Here is a 17,370-nt window from a genome sequence, read left to right as displayed (position 1 = left end):
TTACTCTATTTTCAATGTTTTAAAAAATCCTCCTTTTGCTCTGTTTTGTTCATAAATGGTGAAAGCTAAATCAGCTTTGGGCATCCAAACCCTACCGAATTCAACGGCTGCTGCAACCGGCATCGCTGGAAAAATATGAAGCTCTGCATCTTCACCATGTTTACTCTTTATATTGTCGAATATTTGCCTGAAGCATCTTCTCAATTCTTGTGACTGAGTTCTACTTCTCAGAAAATCATTATGAGGAGAAGGAATCGTTATCATCCATATTGCGGCATCGTCGCCTAGCACAGACGTTATTCTGTCATCTGAAACAGATGCGCTCAACGCTATTTTAAGAGCTACTTTTTTGGACTTAATAGCTGGTTCAGTCACAAGATAATTAATCTGCTCTGTCTCTTCCAGCCAATTCCAAGTCGCTGGTTCTCTATGTAATTGATAAATATTCGCAGGATAGATATCATTAAGCAATGTTCCTAACATTATCAATAACGGTTGCGGAGCAAGTGCAAATACAGAATAATGTTGAACACTATCATTCGCTTTGGTAAATGCAACATGTTCTCTAAACAGGTTTTTGAGATTTTCTGCTTCTACAATCCAGTAAGTGTCATCGGCATCATTAAAAGAGCTGTTTTTCAAGCTCAATTCAATCGCATTAGATTTTACGGGGTAGTAATCTGGCAACAGAGCTAAAACAGCCCCTTTAAAATGGAGAGGAGATGTATGTTCACCTATTCTTGCTCCATATAATATAATGTGGCTTTTTTTGTCTGGCTGTATAGCTGTCAAAAGTTCAATCCTGTCTTCATGATCTTTCTTCATTTTTTGCAACCTAGAAGCCGGATACTCGCTTTCTAATTCTTTATCATCGAATGTTCTGTGGCAAACATCGCAAACCAACATTAAGTTACTGAAGTCCTTTTCTAGTTTGGGAGATAAATCCGCATCATAACGTGGCCCATTCTCTGAAAAAGCATATATATGAGCTATGTATGATGCATTCATTCTGCCCATCGTTAATTCATTTCTCCACAGTGGCTTGTTGCAATTATCAAACTGACATCTTCCGGCGGCAGATGTCCATAACTGAATCTTAACTTTTTCCGGTATTGGTGGCCTTCCACTATTTCCTGTTTCCTTTTTTGCCATATTAATAACCCAACTCTTTTAAATATTTTTCCATATCACTCTCCACATCAGCAATCTGATTCTTTAACAGGTTGATTTCGTCTTGCACAGCCTTAATATCAACTTCCTCTTCTTCTTCAAACGTATCCACATAACGAGGAATGTTCAGATTAAAGTCATTCTCTTTGATTTCGTTAAAGGTCGCTCTGTAAGCGTATTTATCTTCAATTACAACTCCTTCATCTTTCAGAGGGGCTTCAGCCTTAAATGCTTTATACGTTGTTACAATGTGCGCAATATCTTCTTCACGCAGTCTATTCTGGTTTTTTCCAGTCTCGAAACCTTTACTTGCATCAATAAATAGCACATCTGTATTAGCACCTTTGGCTTTATCAAATATTAGCATGGTCGCAGGAATACTGGTTCCGTAAAATAGGTTAGCAGGAAGACCTATTACAGCTTCCAATAAATTTTCTTCGATTAATTGCTGACGAATCTTAGCTTCACTGCTTCCTCTAAACAATACTCCATGGGGCATAATGACACCTACACGGCCTGTATCTGCGTAAGTAGTTTCGATCATGTGGCTGATAAAAGCATAATCTCCTTTACTCTTTGGTGGTATCCCGCGATGAAAGCGGCTATATTGGTCAGCAACCGCATTCTCAGCTCCCCATTTATCTAAAGAAAAGGGTGGGTTGGCAGCAACAATGTCAAATTTCATTAGCTCATCTCCTTCCAAAAGACGTGGATTGTTAAGTGTATCACCCCATTCAATAGTAGCATTATCTATTTCGTGAAGAAACATATTCATTCTGGCTAATGCCCAGGTACTACCGTTTACTTCTTGTCCATAAAGAGAAAAATTAGATGAACCAACTTCTTTAGCCAACTTGATTAACAAAGAACCTGAACCGCAGGCAGGATCGTTAATTCTGTTTCCTGGTTGTGGCTGTAAAAGTTTCGCAAGTAATACAGAGACTTCGCTAGGGGTATAGAATTCACCTGACTTCTTGATCTCGTCACCAGCAAATCTTGCGATAAGATATTCATAAGCGTCTCCAATTACATCATTCCCTTCTAAGTGAGAAGGCTGCAAATCCATTTCAGAAAAATCGACCAATAAATTTTTCAACCTCCTATTTCTGTCCTTGGTCTGTCCAAGGTTAGGCTCTGAATTAAACGTTATGTTTCTAAAAACACCTGCAAGCTTTAAACGATTAGCATCTTCAATCTGATCCAAAACCCGGTCAATCAAATCTCCTAACTGGGCATCGTTACGATTTTCAAACAGGTAATCGAACGTAGCATTCTCTGGGAGTTTAAAACGTTCGTTAGCCAATGCTCTTTCTACACGTATTTTATCACCTTTGTACTTTACTGAATAAAAAGCTTCTTTATCTTTCCAAACGTCCGACACGTATTTCACAAAAAGCATTGTTAAGACATAGTCTTTATACTGTCCACTGCTTAATACTCCTCTGAAGGAATCACAGGCTTTCCATACTATATTATTAATCTCTTTCTGACTGAGTTTTTTTTCCATTTTATTTTAAAATATCGTTTATAACTGCTTGAAATAATTTGTTTTTTTGTTCTATCAATTTGCCTGCAAGCTCAATTTCCTCATAATGCAATTCGTTTAATTTTGCAATTTTTCTCTGAATTTCTATAGGCGGTAACGGCACTTCTACCGCCTCCAATTCAGTCTTTCGTATCGAGGGGATTGAACTTCCTGCTCCAAGAGATGAAAAAAAAGATTGGTATTTATATGAATTAAAGATTGTTGTTAAATAGTCAGCATCAACCAATTCAGACTCTGGTTTTATAACAAAGAATACGGAGGAAGCAATCATATTACCCATATCCGCTTTATATTTCCAAGCAAAATTCCGCATTCCCTTTCCTACAAACACAATATCTCCATCTTCTAAAAGATGATTTTTTGACTTTTCTGTAATGTCGATCCACTCTTCTATGTTACCACTAAGCAACCCAAAATCATTGAAGTGCTTAACCTGTAAATAACGGGTGTTTCCTTCATCTTTTGGCTTTTCGTAATAACCAAACTGTATCGTGGATATATTTTTTAACTGCATTTTCAATTGTACACTCTTTCAAATTTACACAAATGTATGCGTAATAATTTCAATAAACAAATAAATTTTATTGTAGAGTTTTTCAAAATTTAAAAATTATCATAGGTTATCCACTAGGATTTAGACAAAATAAAGCCACTCACAGCCAAACACTTCCTTTGACTGCCACTTTGTTATACTGCCTCTGTTTCTGAAACACCTTTGTTCCGAAGCTCGCAAAGTGCGGGATAACGATAACAAATTAATGTGTTTCAATTATGAAAAAACAAAGAAAAAAAGTTCTGCTGGCAGCCGTGGCTATGTTATCAGCAGTTGGCGTGTTTGCACAAGGAAACGGTTCGGCAGGTATCAACGAGGCTACTCAAATGGTAACCTCTTACTTCGACCCTGCAACCCAATTAATCTACGCCATCGGTGCCGTTGTCGGGCTAATCGGAGGGGTTAAAGTTTACAACAAATTCAGTTCCGGTGACCCTGACACATCGAAAACGGCAGCTTCGTGGTTCGGTGCTTGTATCTTCTTAATCGTAGCGGCTACCATCCTGCGTTCATTCTTCCTTTAATCCTTTGCCTTATGAACAATTACAATATCAACAAAGGCATCGGAAGAACGGTGGAATTTAAAGGCTTGAAAGCACAGTACCTGTTCATCTTCGCAGGCGGTCTGCTTGGTATGCTCATTTTCGTGATGATACTGTATATGGCTGGCGTAAATTCTTACGTCTGCCTTTTCCTCGGTGTCGGAGGTGCTTCATTGATTGTATGGCAGACCTTTTCACTGAATAGCAAATATGGTGAACACGGATTAATGAAAATAGCAGCCAACAAAAGGCATCCCCGGTATATCATCTGCCGCAAGCCTGTACACCGCTATTTAAAATTCACTTCTAAACCGAAAGCCGTATGAGAAATGTATCAAAAGCCACCACACTGGAAAGCAAGTTTCCACTTCTGGCAGTAGAAAATAACTGTATCCTTTCCAAAGATGCAGATATCACTGCCTGTTTTGAAGTGCGTTTGCCCGAACTTTTTACGGTAGCCTCTGCGGAATATGAAGCCATACATTCTGCCTGGCACAAGGCGATTAAAACCTTACCGGACTTTACGGTCATTCACAAACAGGATTGGTATATCAAAGAAAACTATGCACCTGATTTGGCATCGGATAATCAAAGTTTTTTGGCAAAATCCTACCAACGCCATTTTAACGAGCGACCATTCCTAAACCATTATTGCTATTTGTTCCTTACCAAGACCACCAAAGAGCGTATGCGTATGCAAAGCAATTTCAGTTCGCTTTGCAAAGGCACTTTGATACCAAAGGAAATCAGGGATAAAGAAGCTATACACCGCTTTATGGAAGCGGTGGCACAGTTTGAGCGTATCGTGAATGATAGCGGGTTCATTACTCTGCAACGTTTGAGCGAAGATGACATCATCGGTACGGATGAAAAGCAAGGATTGCTGGAACAATACCTTACGCTTTCGAGGGAAGCCGGAACTCCTATGCAGGATATCGGTTTAGGGTCTGAAGAAGTACGTATCGGAAACAAAAGATTGTCTTTGCACACTTTGTCCGATACGGACGATTTGCCGGGAACGGTATCAGCGGATACCCGTTTTGAAAAGCTATCTACTGACCGAAGTGACTGTCGTTTATCGTTTGCTGCACCTGTGGGATTGTTATTGAGTTGTAATCACATTTACAATCAATACCTGTTTTTGGACAACAGCGAAGCCAATCTGCAAAAGTTTGAGAAGTCTGCAAGGAATATGCACTCGTTGGCTCGCTACAGCCGTGCCAACCAGATCAACAAAGAATGGATAGAAAGGTATCTGAACGAAGCCCATTCTTTTGGACTGTCTTCCATTCGGGCACACTTCAACATCATAGCCTGGTCGGAAGATCCTGCGGAACTAAAACAGTTAAAGAACGATTGCGGTAGTGCCTTGGCATTGATGGAATGTAAACCACGGCATAACACAATGGACGTAGCCACATTGTACTGGGCAGGAATGCCTGGCAATGCAGGCGACTTTCCAGCGGAGGAAAGTTTTTATACGTTCATTGAACCTGCCTTATGCTTCTTTACTGAAGAAACCAACTACCACAATTCACCTTCGCCATTCGGGATTAAAATGGCAGACCGTCTGACGGGAAAGCCTATCCATTTGGATATATCCGATTTGCCGATGAAACGTGGTATCATCACAAATCGAAACAAATTCATATTGGGTCCGTCAGGAAGCGGGAAATCTTTTTTTACCAACCACATGGTTCGACAGTACTATGAGCAGGGTGCTCACGTCCTGCTCGTAGATACAGGTAACTCGTATCAGGGTTTATGCGAACTCATCAAAGGAAAAACGAAAGGTGAAGACGGTGTTTACTTCACTTACACAGAAGACAATCCGATTGCCTTTAATCCTTTCTATACCGATGATGGCGTTTTCGACATCGAGAAACGTGAAAGTGTCAAGACTTTGATACTGACACTTTGGAAACGTGATGATGAGCCGCCAACACGTTCGGAAGAGGTTGCCCTTTCCAATGCCGTGAGCGGATACATCGAACGTATCAAAACGGAAGGGATTTTTCCATCGTTCAACGGCTTCTATGAATATGTCCAAGGAGATTACCGCAAGGTACTCGAAGAAAAACAGGTAAGGGAAAAAGACTTTGATATTGCCAATTTCCTGAACGTACTCGAACCCTATTACAAAGGTGGTGAATATGATTACCTGCTAAACTCCGACAAACAATTAGACCTGCTTTCCAAAAGGTTTATTGTGTTTGAAATTGATGCCATCAAGGATCACAAAATTCTTTTTCCCATCGTCACGATTATCATTATGGAGGTTTTTATCAACAAGATGCGAAGGCTGAAAGGTATCCGAAAGCTTATCCTGATTGAAGAAGCCTGGAAGGCGATAGCGAAAGAGGGAATGGCGGAATACATAAAGTATTTATTTAAAACGGTAAGGAAGTTTTTCGGAGAAGCTATTGTCGTAACGCAAGAGGTGGATGACATCATTCAATCACCCATTGTCAAGGAAAGTATTATCAATAATTCCGACTGTAAGATCCTGCTTGACCAGAGAAAGTATATGAACAAGTTTGATGATATACAAGCGATGTTGGGATTAACAGATAAGGAAAAAGGACAGGTACTTTCTATCAACATGAACAATGACCCAAGCCGACTTTATAAGGAGGTTTGGATAGGTTTAGGTGGCACACACTCGGCAGTCTATGCCACCGAAGTGAGTTTGGAGGAATACCTCGCATACACCACAGAGGAAACCGAAAAAATGGAAGTAATGCAGCTCGCATCCGAACTGGACGGAAACGTCGAACTCGCCATCAAGCATATAGCTATGCAAAGGCGTGATAAAGTCAATCAATAATTATTAATCATTTAAAAAATTAGAAACAATGAAAAAAGTAATGTTATTGGTGTGTACGGCAATTATGCTTGCCGTTGCACCTTCCGCAAAAGCACAGTTTGTAGTAACCGATCCTGCAAATCTTGCATCCGGTATTCTCAACTCTGCCAATGAGATTGTACAAACATCCTCCACAGTAAGTAATGTGGTAAAGAATTTTAAGGAGGTTGAAAAAGTCTATAAGCAAGGCAAAGAGTATTACGACAAGCTGAAAGCCATCAACAACTTGGTAAAAGATGCCCGTAAGGTACAGCAAACGGTTTTGCTAGTAGGTGATGTATCCGAAATGTATGTACAGAATTTCGGCAAGATGATGAACGATCCCAATTTCACAGCTCAGGAGTTGACGGCAATTGGCAATGGCTATTCTGCATTACTGGGCGAAAGTACCGAACTATTGAAAGAACTAAAGCAGATTGTTACCTCATCAAGCCTATCGCTAAACGATAAAGAGCGTATGGACATCATCGACCGTGTGTACAAAGAAGTAAAGGAGTACCATAGTTTAGTACGCTATTACACCAACAAGAACATTTCCGTAAGCTATTTGAGAGCGAAAAAGAAAAATGATGCCAAAAGAGTGCTTGATCTCTACGGAACTTCCAACCAAAAATACTGGTAAGCTATGGAATGGAATAATCTTCACGAAGTCCTGCGGTCGCTCTACGATGATATGATGCCGCTTGCAGGCGATATGGCAGCTGTGGCAAAAGGACTGGCGGGATTGGGTGCATTATTCTATGTGGCGTTAAAGGTTTGGCAGGCTCTGAGCCGTGCCGAACCTATAGATATGTTTCCGTTGTTACGACCGTTTGCTTTAGGACTATGTATTATGTTTTTTCCAACGATTGTTTTGGGAACCATCAATTCGGTACTAAGCCCTGTAGTCACGGGAACACACGCCATACTCGAAGACCAGGTACTTGACCTGAACCAATTACAACAGCAGAAAGACCAGTTGGAATATGAAGCAATGGTCAGAAATCCGGAAACAGCCTTTATGGTATCGGACGAAGAGTTTGATAAAAAACTGGATGAATTGGGCTGGTCGCCTTCCGACATTGGAACAATGGCGGGAATGTATATGGACAGGACGGCGTATCAGGTAGAAAAAGCCCTTAAAGATTGGTTTCGCAATCTGTTGGAAATACTCTTTCAGGCAGCCGCATTAGTCATAGATACCATCCGAACGTTTTTCCTGATTGTCCTTTCCATACTTGGACCAATCGCCTTTGCGATTTCTGTATGGGATGGCTTTCAATCCACACTTACGCAATGGCTCACAAGGTACGTCAGTGTATATCTCTGGCTACCGGTTTCAGATCTGTTCAGTTCCATGCTTGCAAGGATACAATCACTCATATTGGAGCGGGATATTGAGATGCTCGCCGATCCGAGTTATATCCCTGATACTAGTAATACCGTGTACATCATATTTATGATCATCGGCATTATCGGATACTTTACGATACCTACCGTAACAGGTTGGATTATCCAGGCCGGAGGTGCAGGAAACTTTACACGAAATGTAAATCAGACAGCAATGAAAGCCGGAAATGTAGCAAGTGCCGGAGCCGGTTCTGCCGCAGGTAATATCGGTGGTCAGCTAATGAAATAATGTAAAATAATTAATCATCTAAAAATGGAATTTAAAACACTAAGAAATATTGAAAACAGCTTCAGACAGATCAGGCTTTATGCCATTGTATTTGCCGTTCTCTGCATTAGTGTGGTAGGATATGCCGTATGGCAGTCCTACCGTTTTGCAGAAGAACAACGCCAAAAGGTTTATGTGCTGGATAACGGAAAATCGCTAATGCTTGCCTTATCGCAGGATGCAAGTATTAACCGCCCTGTTGAAGCGAGGGAACATGTAAGACGTTTTCACGAACTGTTCTTCACATTGGCTCCCGATAAGAATGCCATTGAAAGCAATATGAAACGAGCGTTTAACCTTGCCGACAAAAGTGCCTTTGATTATTACAAAGACCTTTCGGAAAAAGGATACTACAACCGTATCATTTCAGGAAACGTACAGCAGCGTATCGAGGTGGATAGTGTTGTCTGCAACTTCGATACTTATCCGTATGCCGTGCGAACCTATGCCAAACAATTCATCATCCGTTCGAGCAATGTAACCAGACGAAACCTGATCACGTCCTGCTATCTCGTGAACTCTGTCCGTTCCGATAATAACCCACAAGGTTTTAATATCGAAAAGTTTGCCGTAACGGAAAACAGGGACATTGAAGTAATTGAACGCTAAAAGCCGAAAAGTTATGAAACAGTTACTTGACTTAGACACACTCGCACAAACCCTCATGAATAAAGGGTATGACGGTTATTTTCAAACTGAGACGGCCTATGCCGACAAAATCAAAGATAGTATCAGCAGATTTTTGGAGGCTTGTAATAATGGAACAGACAAACCGATGTTGCCAAACATTCTGATGCTGAAAACCTACCTGGAATGGAATGGCGATGATAAGCCAAAGGTTGAATGCAATATGTGGGTAAGGTATGAAGCCGGTCTTTTCGATGTGCAGAAAATGAATATTGACAGAATAGACCAGTATGGGCAATTATTGAAGCAATCGAAATTAACAGATCTCTCTACAAATTCGGTTCCGACAAGAAAAGAGGCGATTGCACAGGTTTCCGAAAAACCCAGAGAACAGTTGTCTAACCAAAACAGAAGGTTCCGAATGCGATAACCGATAATCATTACAATATGAAAAAATTAAGAGCAAAGATGGACAGGTACTTTGACCGATTGGATGATCGCTGGCGGGAACTGCCTGTACGCAAACAGCACAAATATACCCTTTACTTTTTCTTGGGTTATCTGATGCTTACCGCAGGCGTGATTGCCAAAGTTTGGTACGACACGGGAAAGTCTGAAAAAGATATGAAAATCAGGCATATCGAAAACCCTGTACTCAGAAAAGGAGAAAGCCCTGCAAGCTTGCAGGACACATTATCAACCATTTTTAAAAATAAGATTTATGAAAGAAAATGAAAATAAAAAGACGGTGGTTCGGGTAACCGAGGGTAATCCGAAAGAAACCGCTAATGTGCTGCAAGACAGAACACAGAGCAAAGCCGATAAACTAAAAAAGCCACTCATATTCGGCTTGATGGGAATTGTTTTCATAGGCTGTATGTATCTCATATTTAAACCATCGAAAGATAAGAACGAAATCGAAAGCCTTGGGCTGAACGATGCCGTACCGCAGGCTACCGAAGCAGGATTACAGTCGGACAAGCAAAAGGCATACGAACAGGAAATGCTGGAACAAAAGGATAAGGAAAAACGAAATGCCCTGACAACGCTTTCGGATTACTGGAATACGGACAGTTCCCAGAGTATGGAAGAAGAGATACCTGAAGAAGAGGAAAGCTATCGTTATGGTTCTGAAAGAAATTCCGGCAGATATGGAAATTCTACCTTAAACAGTTACCGCAATGCACAAAGTACATTGGGTTCGTTTTATCAGGACGATAATTCGGAAACAATAGAACTCCGCAGGCAATTGGACGAACTGAAAGAGCAATTGGCTGAAAAAGATGTACCCAAAGCTGCAACTATAGATGACCAGCTTGCACTGATGGAAAAATCCTATCAGATGGCAGCAAAGTATCTTCCCCAAGGTAGTACGAGTACTTCAGAAGCTCTACCTGTCAATAACAGCAATGCTTCAGGAACTGCTACTACTAATCAAAAAGAGCATTTTGTAGCATTTACGTCTATGAGGAAAAACACTGTTTCTGCCTTATACCGCCAACCTAGCGATAGTGCATTTTTAGCCGATTGGAGCCATACCAAAAATCGTGGCTTTTATACCGCAGGTTCCATTGAGCAGGTGGTACAACCGAAAAACAGTATAAAAGCAAGCGTACACGAAACACAAACAATAGTTGGCGAAACAGGTGTACGTCTTCGTTTAGTGGAGCCAGCCCAAACACCACAACGAACCATTCCCAAAGGAACGATTGTAACAGCTAATGCCAAATTTCAGGGAGGGCGATTACAGCTAAAGATTACTTCGATAGAACTGGAGGGCAACATCATCCCTGTGGATATTACCATTTACGATTTGGACGGACAGCAAGGATTGTATGTTCCGTATTCGCCCGAAATGAATGCCCTTACAGAAATGGCAGGCAATATGAGCCAACAATCAGGGACAAGCTTGATGCTTACTCAAAATGCCGGACAGCAAGTTGCCGCAGACCTTAGCCGTGGCGTAGTACAGGGTATTTCGGGCTATTTCGCCAAAAAAGTAAGAACGCCAAAGGTAACACTGAAAGCTGGACATCAGGTCTTCTTGGTATCTAAAAAATAATGTTGAATTCAAATAATAAAACAATGAAAAATCATTTTAAAACTTTTTGGGCAATTGCCCTCATACTTGGCTTTGCCGTACAATCTTATGCACAGGACAGCATTAGAACACCGCTTGCCCTGGGCAAGATAGAACCGTACCGTATGGAAGTGACCTACGATAAAACTTCGCACCTGATTTTCCCGACTGCCATTCGTTACGTGGATTTGGGAAGTGAATACCTAATTGCAGGAAAAGCGGAAGATGCCGAAAATGTATTGCGTGTAAAAGCATCGGTAAGGGATTTTGAAACCGAAACCAACTTTTCCGTTATCACAAATGATGGACGCTTTTACAGCTTCAATGTGTATTACAGTTCCTACCCGGAGGCGTTGAGCTATGACCTGCTCACAATGCAAAAGGCGGTGGACAAAGCCAACGGTAACGATGTGCTTTTTGAAGAATTGGGTAATAATTCCCCCTCATTGGCTGGCTTACTTTTGGAAACCATCTACAAAAAGGACAAACGCATAGTAAAGCATATCGGAGCTAAAAGCTTCGGTATCCAGTTTATCCTCAAAGGGATTTACATACATAACGGCAAATACTATTTCCATACGGAATTGAGAAACCGTACCAATGTACCGTTTGAGATTGATTTTATCAATTTCAAAGTGGTGGATAAGAAAGTAGCGAAACGCACCGTAGTACAGGAGCGTTCGATGATACCGTTAAGGACTTATAAACCATTGGATGATAGTATAAACGGAAAATCTACGGAACAAAATGTTTTTCTGTTAGACCAATTTACTATTGCTGACGATAAGGTACTGTTGATTGAGATTTTCGAGAAGAACGGTGGTCGTCATCAAACACTTCAGGTGGAAAATTCAGATTTAATCAAGGCTCGTTTGATTAACGATATGCACCTGAAATTTTAGTAACACTTTAAAGAATTTAATATGAAAAAGTATATCTATACCGTGATGCTCGTTTTGGTGGGCATCTCAGTGACACAGGCACAACGAATGCTGCCTAAACAAAAAGGATTAGAAATAAGTGCAGGTGTATTGTCCGATGATAAAATCGGGAATGATTATTACATCAGCCTTGGTATGACTGTAAACGGTAAGAACGGCAATTACCAGCTGTGGGCATTGGAATACACGCATCAATACCACGACTATAAAGACCTCCGCATTCCACAGGAAACCTATTCCGCAGAGGGTGGTTACAGTTTCTTCCTGTTGGGTGATGCCCGTAAGAATATCACACTGAACTTTGGAATAACAGGCGTAGTCGGTTACGAAAGCATCAACCGGGGTGAAACGATGTTGTATGACGGAGCGAAGATACTGAGCGAAGACAATTTTGTTTACGGAGCAGGCGGACGGCTCACATTTGAAATGTACCTGTCCGACCGTTTTGTGTTAGTCCTGCAAGGGCGTACAAAGGTTTTGTGGGGTACAGACTTGGAACAATTCCGACCGTCCGCAGGCGTGGGATTAAGGTTTAATTTTTAAAATGTAAAATGATGATAGCAATATTCAATAAATTCAGAATAGGATTACTGCCGATATATGTAATGCTGGCAATCCTCACAGCTTCGGCTTCTTTGGTATCTTGTAGCAAAGATGATGAACTCGAAATACAAAACGATTTTCCTTTCGAGGTAAACGTGATGCCTGTACCCAAAGATGTTGCCAATGGGCAGACAGTAGAAATCAGAATAACAATACAACGAAACGGCAATTACAGCAATACACAGTATTTTCTCCGTTACTTCCAGTTTGATGGCACAGGAACATTGCAGTATTATGATGAACCGCCTTACTTACCTAATAACCTGTATCAATTGCCTACGGAACAGTTCCGGTTGTATTACACATCCACATCTGCTGCTTCACAGTCCTTTGAGGTTTGGATCTCGGACAGCTTCGGGAATGAAAAGCAAGTGAGCTTTCAGTTCAATAGTAGTGATTAAGAACAACAACTTTGATAAAATCAAAACCGACTTTACACGTCGGTTTTTGCTTTTGGTTTTCGACCAAGGATGTTTTTGTTTAAATTTACTTGATATAATTTTGACTATATGGATGCAGTTACTTCTCAATTGGTAATGGGGATTATTCCGCTTGTTATCGGTATAGGTCTTATCTACTGGATAAGCCGCAGGAAATTTTACAGACGTAATGCCATGGGTGCAGAGGGCTTTTCGAGTTTTGAAGCATCTGTATTTATCCGTTTTATAGAGCGTGTTGGTAAGTGGATAGCCTATGCTTTAATTATTCTTGGCGTTGTTATTCTTTGGTCTTATACACAGATGAAGAAAGAAAGGGAGAAAAAGCAACAGGAACTTAATATTGAACAGCCTGCCCAACGTTGATCGAAGTTTTTCTGCTGATTTTATTTCAATCGGATAGCTCAAAAGGTTATCCGATTTACGTTTATGGCAAATGTAAAACGCCAAACACTGCCTTTCAACGCCAACGGGTGCAACATTCCTCAACCCTCTAACAAGCCTTTCTAAATTCGACTTCCACCGCAAAATTGAGCAGACTATGGAAGTTATCGCAATACAAAAATCCGCACTGGACGGAATGAAAAATGAGCTGAAAGCACTTTTGGAACTGACCGAAAACGCTACTCGGAAATATACCCCGATTTTCAAAGAAGAGAAATGGCTCGATAACCAGGAAGTGTGTTTGATGATGAACATTACCAAACGCACGTTGCAGACCTATAAAGACAAAGGTATGTTGCCTTACTCCAAATTAAACCGTAAGAATTATTTCAAACTCTCGGATGTACAGACTTTGCTCGAAGTAGGACAGCCGTATAATGCCAATAAAAATGGATTTACTGACAAATGAAGCCGAAGAAATCATCAAACAACGGGAGATGATAATACAGTTGAGAAAAAGCATCGAAGAAATATTGAAAAACTACCGTCCTGTAATGAACGGAGAAATTTACCTATCGGGCGAAGATGTGTGCAAGTTACTCCATATTAGCAAACGCACTTTACAGCAATACCGTGATGATAATATCTTGCCGTATATACAGATTGGGGGTAAAATAATTTATAAGGAAACGGATATACTGACCGTATTGGAGCAAAACTATTGTAGCCAAAAAATCAAATAATCTATGGTCAAATTTAGTTTAGGGCATATTTCTATATCGAAATGAGTTTTGTATCTTTGTAAAAGATAGAAAATACTTAAAGTGTTTTTGCTTTAGGTTCCGCATTAGAAACTGGTAATTTTTAAAACCCCGGAACAGATAAGTAAGAACGCTCACGTCATAGGCGTGGGCGTCCGCTTATTTGGGGGATGGCGTACCAGTGCCTTAATGCCGGTAAGTGTGATTGCCTACGCTTTCTTTTTTGTGTAGGGTTCATGAAAAAGAAAAAAAATGGCATTATGGATACAATAAACAAACCCAAACAATCCCTTGCATTTATCAATGATAAAAGCCCGATTTTAGATAGGATTTGCAATGACCTCTCTGGTTCAGGATTTGCAATCATATTTCGAGCAGAAACAATTGAAGATGCCATTACTCAATTAGCTGCTTTAAAATCACTTCCCGAAGTCTGTATTATAGACCTCGATTTTTACGATAAGAATGTATTGGCAGGGCTTCAGGAGTTACGGACAAAATATCCTGGCGTTCGATTTATTGCTCATAGTGATATAGACAATGAGAAAGTAGGTAAAGCTCTTTTAGACATTGGCTTTTTGAGCTATTTATTAGTTGGCAGTGATATTATTGATTTTAAGAAAGCTATCTTCAAGGTTTAAAGACTATAATTTTCCTCATCATCTCCATACCAACTTGAAGTATCCACATCGTAATCGTCAACTTTAAATTTAGTGGAGGGGAAATCCTCATCGATTTGATAGCGTATCTTAGTTTCAAAAGGAAATGTTTCTGGCAAGTCTAATCCGTCACCTTCACGTCTTTCCTTATTAGATCCATATTCAAGAATCACATGTAGATCTCCAAAAACGTCTACTACAATTTCATATTCATTAATTTCTGAAATATGATATTCTGACACCTCGCTATACTCCAATGAATGATGAGGTGCAAGCCGATCAACATTCTCAAAAAAATTAGTTACAACGGATGATATCATATGCTCTTCGATATGCCTATCGAGAAATTGTTTAAGATCTTCACGATAGTTCTCAATTGTTTCTACTAAACTAATGAAAGAGTTAAGCACATCTTGGCTCATACGCTCGACATCAGAATCGCTAATATTGAACACCTCAGGATTAATATGAGTGTACTTGCTTAAAGTATTAATTGTTTCCTTTACATCCTTTATCATGTCTTTAAGTTCTTCAACATCAAATCCCCAACTATCTAAAAAAGCGTCTTCTATTCCACCTTGAACCGCATATTTGATTCGTTGATTTCTTGTTGGTTTTCCATCTGGTGTTTCAGGTTTGAACCAATTGCAGTTTTTGATCCTATCTTCTGGCGCAAGGTTATAAAGAAAATGCCTTGAAAGTTCCCTTATTGAGTAAGCGAAGTTGTTGTATCGTAATTTATTACTTTTATCATTTAGACTAGCAAGTGATGCCTCAAAAAGATCAAGTTCAAACTGATTTGTTAGTAATTGATTTATTTTTTCCGTTTTTTCCATTTTTAACTATTTAATTTCGGATAGTGTAAATTGCAATCTATTCCAAAACTCGGTGATAAGTGCAGGTAAAATCTCATTGAGTTTTGTATCATCACTAAAAAAACGTTTCCTGTTCTTGAATGTCTTTATTATTCCATTATTAAAATCAGGAAGCAATATAAACTTCTCTATAAGCATATTATTTTTAATGTTCTGATACACCTTTGGAACGCTATCAATGGAAGCATTATGGACAATTTCATTCCGTAGATACATAATGATGCGTATCTCGTCGCTCATCTCATAGATAGAGCCTTTCAATTCTCTGAAAGTTGTTTTCTTTGAATCCCCGTACACTGTATCCTTTGATTTTAGTTTGGGATAAGTCAAGAAATCAACATGGAGGTTTTCGATTTCGTAAATGATCTTAGTAGTAAAATCCATCTGGCTGTACAAGTTGATGAATAAGTGATTTACTAGTGACGTAATATTTGTGACAATGTAGCCCGAAGCATATTGAATACCATCATCGACCACAGTCAAGTCATTATGCACAAGAAAACTATTATTATTTAGCATTTTGTAGAATTCCCCTATAATATACTTAGTCTCAAGTACAGAATTCTGCAATGTGCTAATCAGGTTCTCTACATCAAAATAATACAAGAGCCTAAAAAGTTTTTCCTTGTCCTCAATACCATGAACGAGTGTCTCAAAGTCCTCTTTAGATAACCTAATTTCTGCATCGATACCTGCAAGGGACGCAAATGGAAATATAGGAGTAGTGAAATAGCCGTGATAGGTTCTTATATCGCCAAATATCTTTTTAGCGAGTTGATCCCTAAGTTGAATGCATATTTTTTCAATTTCATAAGTCTGATCACCAGCACTGAAAACAAGCTCATAGTTTATAAGCTCGGTGATATAAAAGCTATCTTCTAATGGTGTTTCTGTAGGTATTCCGTTGGTATTGTAAAATTTCATCTATAATAGTTCCAATATATCTATTACATATATTTTTTAATGTGTTCAAAGTAATCAGTACGTAAAAGTACATCTTCTATTTCTTGTCGAGTAAGTTTCATATCTTCTTTGTTCAAAATAGCCTCAGCAAGTACAGATATCGAATTCCATATTTCAGGGATGGAAAATGTCATCATAACATTTTGCATATTGTCCTGAATAAAATCCGATGGATGATTTTTAAAAATTGAAGAAAGCAGTTTGTCAATGTTTTGCACTCTTATCAAATCAGGACCTGATAATTCAACCTCCATATCTCCATCAACAATACCATTATTTAAATGGATACTTTCGGAAATAGATCCTGCCAATAGTATAAGGGAAACTTTATAAGCCACCTGAGGTGAACTCAATTTAGTCGATTGAGGAAGATTGTTGAACATTTCAGGATACTCAATACAATTTGTAATTGCGGAGATTAATAGTAAATCATTTCCATAATTCATTATAGTTTTCCCATCACCCGAAACCAAAACTTCAACTTCCTGACAGGAATATTCTGCAAAATAAGTCATTGCTATATGTCCGCTTTCGTGAAAAGCCGTTTTTCTGTATTGTTCTAACATTTATTATCTAGTTTAAATTAGCTATAAACAAATTTAAAAAAATAAAATATGCTCAATTGAACTTACCGTAGACAATATGTAATATAATAAAAGTGCTAGTGTATAATGCCTAATTGATACAAAATGCGACGTTCTTTTGC

22 protein-coding genes are annotated in these 17,370 nt (G+C 39.4%); 16 read left to right on the top strand and 6 right to left on the bottom strand.

Annotation, left to right across the window (positions count from 1 at the left end; all coding sequences use genetic code 11):
• From B0E34_RS18360 to B0E34_RS18350, 3 genes are read right to left on the bottom strand one after another with little or no spacing between them, the layout of a single operon-like run.
• Positions 1 to 1,152 carry an SAVED domain-containing protein gene (locus B0E34_RS18360; protein ID WP_078769862.1) on the bottom strand — a complete coding sequence of 384 codons (1,152 nt, stop codon included), beginning with the start codon at positions 1,150 to 1,152 and terminating at the stop codon, positions 1 to 3.
• A 1-nt stretch (position 1,153) separates the two neighbouring features.
• Entirely contained in the window at positions 1,154 to 2,677 is a 1,524-nt protein-coding gene (locus B0E34_RS18355) for a type I restriction-modification system subunit M (RefSeq protein ID WP_068944890.1), read from the bottom strand.
• Between the two features lies 1 nt (position 2,678).
• A complete protein-coding gene (locus B0E34_RS18350; RefSeq protein ID WP_068944889.1) occupies positions 2,679 to 3,230 on the bottom strand; it encodes a restriction endonuclease subunit S in 552 nt (183 codons plus the stop codon).
• A gap of 257 nt (positions 3,231 to 3,487) precedes the next feature.
• Here B0E34_RS18350 and B0E34_RS18345 point away from each other — a divergent pair, with 257 nt between their 5' ends.
• From B0E34_RS18345 to B0E34_RS18270, 16 genes are all read left to right on the top strand, one after another.
• Positions 3,488 to 3,793 carry a DUF4134 domain-containing protein gene (locus B0E34_RS18345; protein ID WP_068944888.1) on the top strand — a complete coding sequence of 102 codons (306 nt, stop codon included), beginning with the start codon at positions 3,488 to 3,490 and terminating at the stop codon, positions 3,791 to 3,793.
• An 11-nt stretch (positions 3,794 to 3,804) separates the two neighbouring features.
• Complete coding sequence (locus B0E34_RS18340; protein WP_068944887.1) at positions 3,805 to 4,137, top strand: DUF4133 domain-containing protein; 333 nt, start codon at positions 3,805 to 3,807, stop codon at positions 4,135 to 4,137.
• Entirely contained in the window at positions 4,134 to 6,638 is a 2,505-nt protein-coding gene (locus B0E34_RS18335) for a TraG family conjugative transposon ATPase (RefSeq protein WP_068944886.1), read from the top strand. Before B0E34_RS18340 ends, B0E34_RS18335 begins: the two co-directional genes overlap by 4 nt.
• Positions 6,639 to 6,666: 28 nt before the next feature.
• Positions 6,667 to 7,299: a DUF4141 domain-containing protein gene (locus B0E34_RS18330; RefSeq protein WP_087711837.1), complete on the top strand. Its 633-nt coding sequence runs from the start codon at positions 6,667 to 6,669 to the stop codon at positions 7,297 to 7,299.
• Positions 7,300 to 7,302: 3 nt separating this feature from the next.
• The gene (traJ, locus tag B0E34_RS18325) at positions 7,303 to 8,295 is read left to right on the top strand and encodes a conjugative transposon protein TraJ (protein ID WP_068944884.1); all 993 of its coding nucleotides are present in this window, start codon (positions 7,303 to 7,305) and stop codon (positions 8,293 to 8,295) included.
• A gap of 24 nt (positions 8,296 to 8,319) precedes the next feature.
• Positions 8,320 to 8,943 carry a conjugative transposon protein TraK gene (gene traK, locus B0E34_RS18320; protein WP_026357722.1) on the top strand — a complete coding sequence of 208 codons (624 nt, stop codon included), beginning with the start codon at positions 8,320 to 8,322 and terminating at the stop codon, positions 8,941 to 8,943.
• A 13-nt stretch (positions 8,944 to 8,956) separates the two neighbouring features.
• Positions 8,957 to 9,391, top strand: a complete 435-nt coding sequence (locus tag B0E34_RS18315; protein ID WP_068945226.1) for a hypothetical protein — start codon at positions 8,957 to 8,959, stop codon at positions 9,389 to 9,391.
• A gap of 17 nt (positions 9,392 to 9,408) precedes the next feature.
• A complete protein-coding gene (locus tag B0E34_RS18310) occupies positions 9,409 to 9,696 on the top strand; it encodes a nitrogen regulatory IIA protein (protein ID WP_068944883.1) in 288 nt (95 codons plus the stop codon).
• Complete coding sequence (gene traM / locus B0E34_RS18305) at positions 9,683 to 11,023, top strand: conjugative transposon protein TraM (RefSeq protein ID WP_068944882.1); 1,341 nt, start codon at positions 9,683 to 9,685, stop codon at positions 11,021 to 11,023. The genes B0E34_RS18310 and traM overlap by 14 nt, the downstream gene beginning before the upstream one ends.
• Before the next feature lie 23 nt (positions 11,024 to 11,046).
• A complete protein-coding gene (traN, locus tag B0E34_RS18300) occupies positions 11,047 to 11,943 on the top strand; it encodes a conjugative transposon protein TraN (RefSeq protein WP_068945225.1) in 897 nt (298 codons plus the stop codon).
• Between the two features lie 21 nt (positions 11,944 to 11,964).
• Positions 11,965 to 12,525, top strand: a complete 561-nt coding sequence (locus B0E34_RS18295; protein WP_068944881.1) for a conjugal transfer protein TraO — start codon at positions 11,965 to 11,967, stop codon at positions 12,523 to 12,525.
• Positions 12,526 to 12,536: 11 nt separating this feature from the next.
• The gene (locus B0E34_RS18290) at positions 12,537 to 12,986 is read left to right on the top strand and encodes a DUF3872 domain-containing protein (RefSeq protein WP_068944880.1); all 450 of its coding nucleotides are present in this window, start codon (positions 12,537 to 12,539) and stop codon (positions 12,984 to 12,986) included.
• 108 nt (positions 12,987 to 13,094) lie between these two features.
• Positions 13,095 to 13,388: a molybdenum ABC transporter permease gene (locus B0E34_RS18285; protein ID WP_068944879.1), complete on the top strand. Its 294-nt coding sequence runs from the start codon at positions 13,095 to 13,097 to the stop codon at positions 13,386 to 13,388.
• Positions 13,389 to 13,563: 175 nt separating this feature from the next.
• Complete coding sequence (locus B0E34_RS18280) at positions 13,564 to 13,875, top strand: helix-turn-helix domain-containing protein (RefSeq protein WP_068944878.1); 312 nt, start codon at positions 13,564 to 13,566, stop codon at positions 13,873 to 13,875.
• Positions 13,856 to 14,149, top strand: coding sequence for a helix-turn-helix domain-containing protein (locus tag B0E34_RS18275; RefSeq protein ID WP_068944877.1), 294 nt, complete (start codon positions 13,856 to 13,858; stop codon positions 14,147 to 14,149). The genes B0E34_RS18280 and B0E34_RS18275 overlap by 20 nt, the downstream gene beginning before the upstream one ends.
• A 278-nt stretch (positions 14,150 to 14,427) precedes the next feature.
• Positions 14,428 to 14,808 (top strand): response regulator, encoded by a 381-nt coding sequence (locus B0E34_RS18270; protein ID WP_068945224.1) that lies wholly within the window; start codon positions 14,428 to 14,430, stop codon positions 14,806 to 14,808.
• Here B0E34_RS18270 and B0E34_RS18265 read toward each other — a convergent pair.
• The 3 genes from B0E34_RS18265 to B0E34_RS18255 are packed head-to-tail and all read right to left on the bottom strand — an operon-like array spanning position 14,805 to position 17,230.
• Positions 14,805 to 15,662: a pPIWI-associating nuclease domain-containing protein gene (locus tag B0E34_RS18265; protein WP_068944876.1), complete on the bottom strand. Its 858-nt coding sequence runs from the start codon at positions 15,660 to 15,662 to the stop codon at positions 14,805 to 14,807. The two genes, B0E34_RS18270 and B0E34_RS18265, sit on opposite strands and share 4 nt — an antisense overlap.
• 6 nt (positions 15,663 to 15,668) lie before the next feature.
• Positions 15,669 to 16,625, bottom strand: a complete 957-nt coding sequence (locus tag B0E34_RS18260; protein ID WP_068944875.1) for a hypothetical protein — start codon at positions 16,623 to 16,625, stop codon at positions 15,669 to 15,671.
• A gap of 23 nt (positions 16,626 to 16,648) precedes the next feature.
• Positions 16,649 to 17,230 (bottom strand): hypothetical protein, encoded by a 582-nt coding sequence (locus tag B0E34_RS18255; protein WP_087711835.1) that lies wholly within the window; start codon positions 17,228 to 17,230, stop codon positions 16,649 to 16,651.
• Between the last annotated feature and the right edge of the window lie 140 nt (positions 17,231 to 17,370).

This window comes from Chryseobacterium mucoviscidosis, from assembly GCF_002177115.1.
Classification (GTDB): Bacteria; Bacteroidota; Bacteroidia; order Flavobacteriales; family Weeksellaceae; genus Chryseobacterium; species Chryseobacterium mucoviscidosis.
This window is presented reverse-complemented; position numbering and strand designations above follow the sequence as displayed.

Coding starts and splice junctions, on each gene's coding strand:
- B0E34_RS18315 (WP_068945226.1), top strand. CDS start 8,957: ATGAAACAGTTACTTGACTTAGACACACTCGCACAAACCCTCATGAAT.
- B0E34_RS18260 (WP_068944875.1), bottom strand. CDS start 16,625: ATGAAATTTTACAATACCAACGGAATACCTACAGAAACACCATTAGAA.
- B0E34_RS18295 (WP_068944881.1), top strand. CDS start 11,965: ATGAAAAAGTATATCTATACCGTGATGCTCGTTTTGGTGGGCATCTCA.
- B0E34_RS18285 (WP_068944879.1), top strand. CDS start 13,095: ATGGATGCAGTTACTTCTCAATTGGTAATGGGGATTATTCCGCTTGTT.
- B0E34_RS18355 (WP_068944890.1), bottom strand. CDS start 2,677: ATGGAAAAAAAACTCAGTCAGAAAGAGATTAATAATATAGTATGGAAA.
- traN (WP_068945225.1), top strand. CDS start 11,047: ATGAAAAATCATTTTAAAACTTTTTGGGCAATTGCCCTCATACTTGGC.
- traK (WP_026357722.1), top strand. CDS start 8,320: ATGGAATTTAAAACACTAAGAAATATTGAAAACAGCTTCAGACAGATC.
- B0E34_RS18310 (WP_068944883.1), top strand. CDS start 9,409: ATGAAAAAATTAAGAGCAAAGATGGACAGGTACTTTGACCGATTGGAT.
- B0E34_RS18255 (WP_087711835.1), bottom strand. CDS start 17,230: ATGTTAGAACAATACAGAAAAACGGCTTTTCACGAAAGCGGACATATA.
- B0E34_RS18330 (WP_087711837.1), top strand. CDS start 6,667: ATGAAAAAAGTAATGTTATTGGTGTGTACGGCAATTATGCTTGCCGTT.
- B0E34_RS18275 (WP_068944877.1), top strand. CDS start 13,856: ATGGATTTACTGACAAATGAAGCCGAAGAAATCATCAAACAACGGGAG.
- B0E34_RS18335 (WP_068944886.1), top strand. CDS start 4,134: ATGAGAAATGTATCAAAAGCCACCACACTGGAAAGCAAGTTTCCACTT.
- B0E34_RS18270 (WP_068945224.1), top strand. CDS start 14,428: ATGGATACAATAAACAAACCCAAACAATCCCTTGCATTTATCAATGAT.
- B0E34_RS18350 (WP_068944889.1), bottom strand. CDS start 3,230: ATGCAGTTAAAAAATATATCCACGATACAGTTTGGTTATTACGAAAAG.
- traM (WP_068944882.1), top strand. CDS start 9,683: ATGAAAGAAAATGAAAATAAAAAGACGGTGGTTCGGGTAACCGAGGGT.
- B0E34_RS18280 (WP_068944878.1), top strand. CDS start 13,564: ATGGAAGTTATCGCAATACAAAAATCCGCACTGGACGGAATGAAAAAT.
- B0E34_RS18340 (WP_068944887.1), top strand. CDS start 3,805: ATGAACAATTACAATATCAACAAAGGCATCGGAAGAACGGTGGAATTT.
- B0E34_RS18360 (WP_078769862.1), bottom strand. CDS start 1,152: ATGGCAAAAAAGGAAACAGGAAATAGTGGAAGGCCACCAATACCGGAA.
- B0E34_RS18265 (WP_068944876.1), bottom strand. CDS start 15,662: ATGGAAAAAACGGAAAAAATAAATCAATTACTAACAAATCAGTTTGAA.
- B0E34_RS18290 (WP_068944880.1), top strand. CDS start 12,537: ATGATAGCAATATTCAATAAATTCAGAATAGGATTACTGCCGATATAT.
- B0E34_RS18345 (WP_068944888.1), top strand. CDS start 3,488: ATGAAAAAACAAAGAAAAAAAGTTCTGCTGGCAGCCGTGGCTATGTTA.
- traJ (WP_068944884.1), top strand. CDS start 7,303: ATGGAATGGAATAATCTTCACGAAGTCCTGCGGTCGCTCTACGATGAT.